Annotated in this window: 5 protein-coding genes; all 5 read left to right on the top strand. The window is 41.7% G+C overall.

The features are described 5' to 3' along the window. Nucleotides 1-141 precede the first annotated feature (141 nt). The 5 genes from IAQ59_RS21600 to IAQ59_RS21580 all read left to right on the top strand — a co-directional run bounded on the left by IAQ59_RS21600 (nt 142) and on the right by IAQ59_RS21580 (nt 3991). Nucleotides 142-519, top strand: coding sequence for a GxxExxY protein (locus tag IAQ59_RS21600; RefSeq protein WP_209332933.1), 378 nt, complete (start codon nt 142-144; stop codon nt 517-519). Nucleotides 520-603: 84 nt separating this feature from the next. Then, nucleotides 604-786 (top strand): hypothetical protein, encoded by a 183-nt coding sequence (locus IAQ59_RS21595; protein ID WP_209332932.1) that lies wholly within the window; start codon nt 604-606, stop codon nt 784-786. Between the two features lie 685 nt (nt 787-1471). Beyond that, nucleotides 1472-2566 (top strand): MBL fold metallo-hydrolase, encoded by a 1095-nt coding sequence (locus IAQ59_RS21590; protein ID WP_209332931.1) that lies wholly within the window; start codon nt 1472-1474, stop codon nt 2564-2566. Next, the gene (locus IAQ59_RS21585) at nt 2545-3375 is read left to right on the top strand and encodes a helix-turn-helix domain-containing protein (protein ID WP_209332930.1); all 831 of its coding nucleotides are present in this window, start codon (nt 2545-2547) and stop codon (nt 3373-3375) included. The genes IAQ59_RS21590 and IAQ59_RS21585 overlap by 22 nt, the downstream gene beginning before the upstream one ends. Nucleotides 3376-3553: 178 nt before the next feature. After that, entirely contained in the window at nt 3554-3991 is a 438-nt protein-coding gene (locus IAQ59_RS21580) for an RNA polymerase sigma factor (RefSeq protein WP_209332929.1), read from the top strand. The last annotated feature ends 130 nt before the right edge of the window (nt 3992-4121 follow it).

Raw genomic sequence — 4121 nt, 5'->3', positions numbered from 1 at the left:
GGGATTTATGTTCACGCAGAGCCGCAGAGGCGCAGAGAAGGTTCGATGGGTTTAGTGGTGAATATTCATAAAAACCCTCTTCGTCTTGGCGCCTTAGCGAGGGATTTATTTCAGCCAAATCCTTAAATTTATTGCAGTAATATGGTAGAAAACGAAGTTTCAAAAATAATAGTGATTGTTGCCTACGATATCCACGTGAAGTTAGGTCCTGGATTGCTCGAGTCTGTTTATGAAGAGATCATGTTTTTTGAACTTGCCAGACTAGGATTGAATGTTGAAAAGCAAAAGGCCATTCCGGTAATGTGGAATGATTTAAAGTTGGATTTGGGCTTTAGAGCTGATTTAATCGTTGAAAATAAGGTGATTGTTGAATTGAAATCAGTAGAAAAGCTTGCACCCGTTCACCCAAAACAACTGCTGACCTATTTAAAAATAACCGGATTGAAATTAGGTTTGCTAATCAACTTCAATGAGAAGTTAATTAAGGACGGAATAACAAGAATAGTGAATGAACTCTAAATTTTTATCCCACTGAAATTTTTTTTCAGGGTCATACATTATTTTTACCGTTGATCAGTCTACTACCCTCATCCACAGCATGCTATGACACGTATAAGGAGAATGAACGAATGGGTGTTGTCGGTATGTATGGTATTGTGTCTAGCCTTTACACTATCCGTATTTATCGAATCCATTTCGATTCCTGCCCCGCTATGGGCCTTGTTGCTGCTAGTCGGGTCAGCTTCGTTTGTTACCCGTGCGATGCTTATGAAGAAGCACGAGTAAATTTACTCCAGCTCATTTACCACCACATCGCTATGAAAAGCATAAAAAAATGTGCCGGTCCAAACCCCGCTAAGCTGATGGGTTTGCTGTGATGGGTATTCTGTAACGGTTAGTAGAAAGTTTGTCCTCGTCTTGAGCAATATATTGCTACTCAATTTGGCTTACTTGGAAGGTTTGCTGTGGTTTTTCTAATTCTTCGGTAGTGTGACAGGCCAATAAACTACAAAAAATCAAGGGGAGGGCATGCGAACGTTTTTGTATTTGCATAGCCAAATTTACGAAGCTAGTCGGTTTTTGTTTTACTTAGTGGTAAATTTATTCAATAAATTTTTCATTGTACGAGTAAATGCCTTTTTTATGTGTCTATAATTGTTTTTGATAGGTTACACCTTGTCCTAGTTTATCAGGATGCCCTGATCCGATCTGTCGGGAAAATCTCGTATGCTTGCCATCTCCGTATTTGACCGTTACTTCATGCCCGCCGGTCCGATAGACAGACTCAATTCTATTGATATTCTTAATCCCGATTCCTTCTAATTTCTTTGAAGAAAAGCAATGGAAAATGGTCCCTTGATTTACTGACCCTCCCAACAAACAAATTTGAACTTTTTAACAAAGTTCGGTATTGACGTTGAATGTAACTTTGCTGGAAATGAAGCAAATCCTGAAAATTTTAAAACGTGTTATGATCTTATTTTTGAGCATTCTCCTTCTCTTGGCAGTAAGTGGTTTGCTGTTTTTGCAGCATCCCATGTTTGGTAAGGCCCCAAGTGGCGAGCGCTTGGAAAGAATCCGGCAATCTCCCCAATTCAAAGACGGCCAATTTGAAAATTTCAGTCCCACTCCCATGCTTTCGGAAGGCTATTCCATGGCAGGCATAATAATTGACCAATATTTTAAAAGCCATCCCAATCGGGATCCAAAAGGAAGAATCCCTTCGACGAAGACCGACCTTTTAACATTGCCTCCTGAAGAAAATGTGCTGGTTTGGTTTGGTCATTCATCCTATTTTATGCAATTGGAGGGCAAGCGGTTTTTGGTGGATCCTGTATTGAGTGGCAATGCTTCTCCTATACCAGGCAGTCTGAAAGCATTTCAAGGAACAGATCAATATACAGTTACTGATTTTCCGCAAATCGACTACCTCCTGATCAGCCACGACCATTATGACCACCTGGATTACCGTACTGTCTTGGGTTTAAGAGAAAGGGTAAACACAGTGGTTTGTGGATTGGGTGTAGGTTCCCACTTTGAACATTGGGGTTATTCCCCATCGGTGATTATCGAAAAAGATTGGGATGAGACGGTGGAATTCGGTGAATTGAAAATCCATACCACCAAAGCGAGGCATTTTTCAGGCAGGAGCATAAAAAGAAATAACACCCTTTGGCTTTCTTATGTGATAGAGACAGCAAACCTCAAAATATTTGTGGGAGGCGATAGCGGTTACGATAGCCATTTGGCGGAAATCGGGCAAGCCCATGGACCATTCGATCTGGCAATCCTGGAAAATGGGCAGTACAATGTAGCCTGGGATAAAATTCACTTTATGCCCCATCAGGTTATTGCAGCGGCTTCCGACCTTCAGGCAAAGCGGGTGATGCCTGTTCACTCCAGTAAGTTTAGACTTGCCATGCACCCTTGGGATGAGCCTCTGAGCGAGGTAAGCAGGTTTGCTTTGGAGCAGGAAATCCCGTTAATTACTCCGATTATCGGTGAAAAAGTGGATATTGATGATGAAACACAAACTTTTAAATCATGGTGGACCGAGGTAAAATAAATTTGAGTGGGATCCAAATTGCCACAGCTGAGATCAAGTCCTGTTATATGGGACCTGAAATATCCGAAGAGCAGTATATTCCGGAGCATATTTTTTTCTTTCTGGCAAAGGGATTTGTGGAAGGTTACGATGGACACAACAAATACTCCCTGTATTCCGGAGACTATTGCCTGCTTCGAAAAAACAATTTGGCAAGGTATGCCAAGCAAAAGGAAAACGATCAGTTTGAAAAAGTAGTGGTGGTGTTTGACGAGCCTTTCCTGAAAGATTTCCAGAATAAGCATGCTTTTAAAACCGGGGCAGGCTATCCAGAAGGCACATTTGTGTTTTTTCAAAAGACGGACCTGGTTCCCAACTTCATCCGGTCTTTGGCATCCTATTACCAAAAGGACGGGAAAATAGCCGAAAGTTTCTCGGATATCAAAAGGGAAGAGTTGCTCTTGATTCTTTTGCAGCTTGATTCCGGGCTTGCTCATGTTTTTTTTGATTTCAGCATTCCACAAAAAATCGATTTGAAGTTGTTTATGCATCAGCATTATCGGTTTAATGTCAGCTTGGATCGCTTGGCCTTTCTCACAGGCAGAAGCCTTTCCACCTTTAAAAGGGATTTTGTGAAGCTGTTCAACGACACCCCAAGACATTGGATCCAGCAAAGGCGGTTGCAGGAGGCACATTATCAAATGCAGCAGAAGAACAAAAAGCCAACAGAAGTCTATCTTGACCTAGGATTTGAAGACCTTTCCCATTTTTCCTTTGCCTTCAAGAAGAAGTTCGGAGTAGCCCCCTCGAAAATTTCGGCTAGTACATAATGCTGGAAACCCATTTATTTTGGAATAGTTGAAGGTGTAACTTTTTAGATGGAAATAGACAAGACAACCTTTGAGACGAAAAGAATCCTGCTTTTAACATCATTTTGCAAAATATATTTTTTCTCAGGCAACGTATCGGTAAATTTTCAGGTTCCGCAAATGAAAACCATACAATCTTTTGGAAGAACAGGAAATTATAGCCGGTTGCCTTCAGAACAACCCCTTTGCACAGCGGTACCTCTTTGACAGAAATTACCGGAGAAGCTACCATGTGGCCATGCGGTACCTGGCCAACCACCACGATACGGAAGATGTACTTTCGATTTCGTTCACCCGGATTTTCAAAAACATCGGGCAGTTTGAAATCCGAGGGGAGGGCAGCTTGAGTAAGTGGATCAACACCATCGTGATCAACGAATCCATCCGCTTTTTGAAAAGCAAGAAAGAGCTGCTCTTTCAAGAAGAGGAATGCATGGAAAACTTCAGCCTAGGCCTGGATGGAGGCAGTGATTTACTGGACTTGGAAGAGGTTGCTCAAGTGATGGGAGAGATGCCCAAAGGATACCGGACAGTGTTCAACCTATTTGCCATCGAAGGGTATTCCCAATGCTATTAAGTTAAGGAAAAAGGCCTTTTAGGAGCAAAAAAAAACCGGCTTTCCTTATGAAAACCGGCCTGCTTTAAGTATCTCAAAGCTTCTAAACCATATAGCTTTGAAGGTACAAAATATGAACCGAAAATCGACG

This window comes from Lunatimonas salinarum, assembly GCF_017811155.1.
Taxonomy (GTDB): Bacteria; Bacteroidota; Bacteroidia; order Cytophagales; family Cyclobacteriaceae; genus Lunatimonas; species Lunatimonas salinarum.
This window is presented reverse-complemented; position numbering and strand designations above follow the sequence as displayed.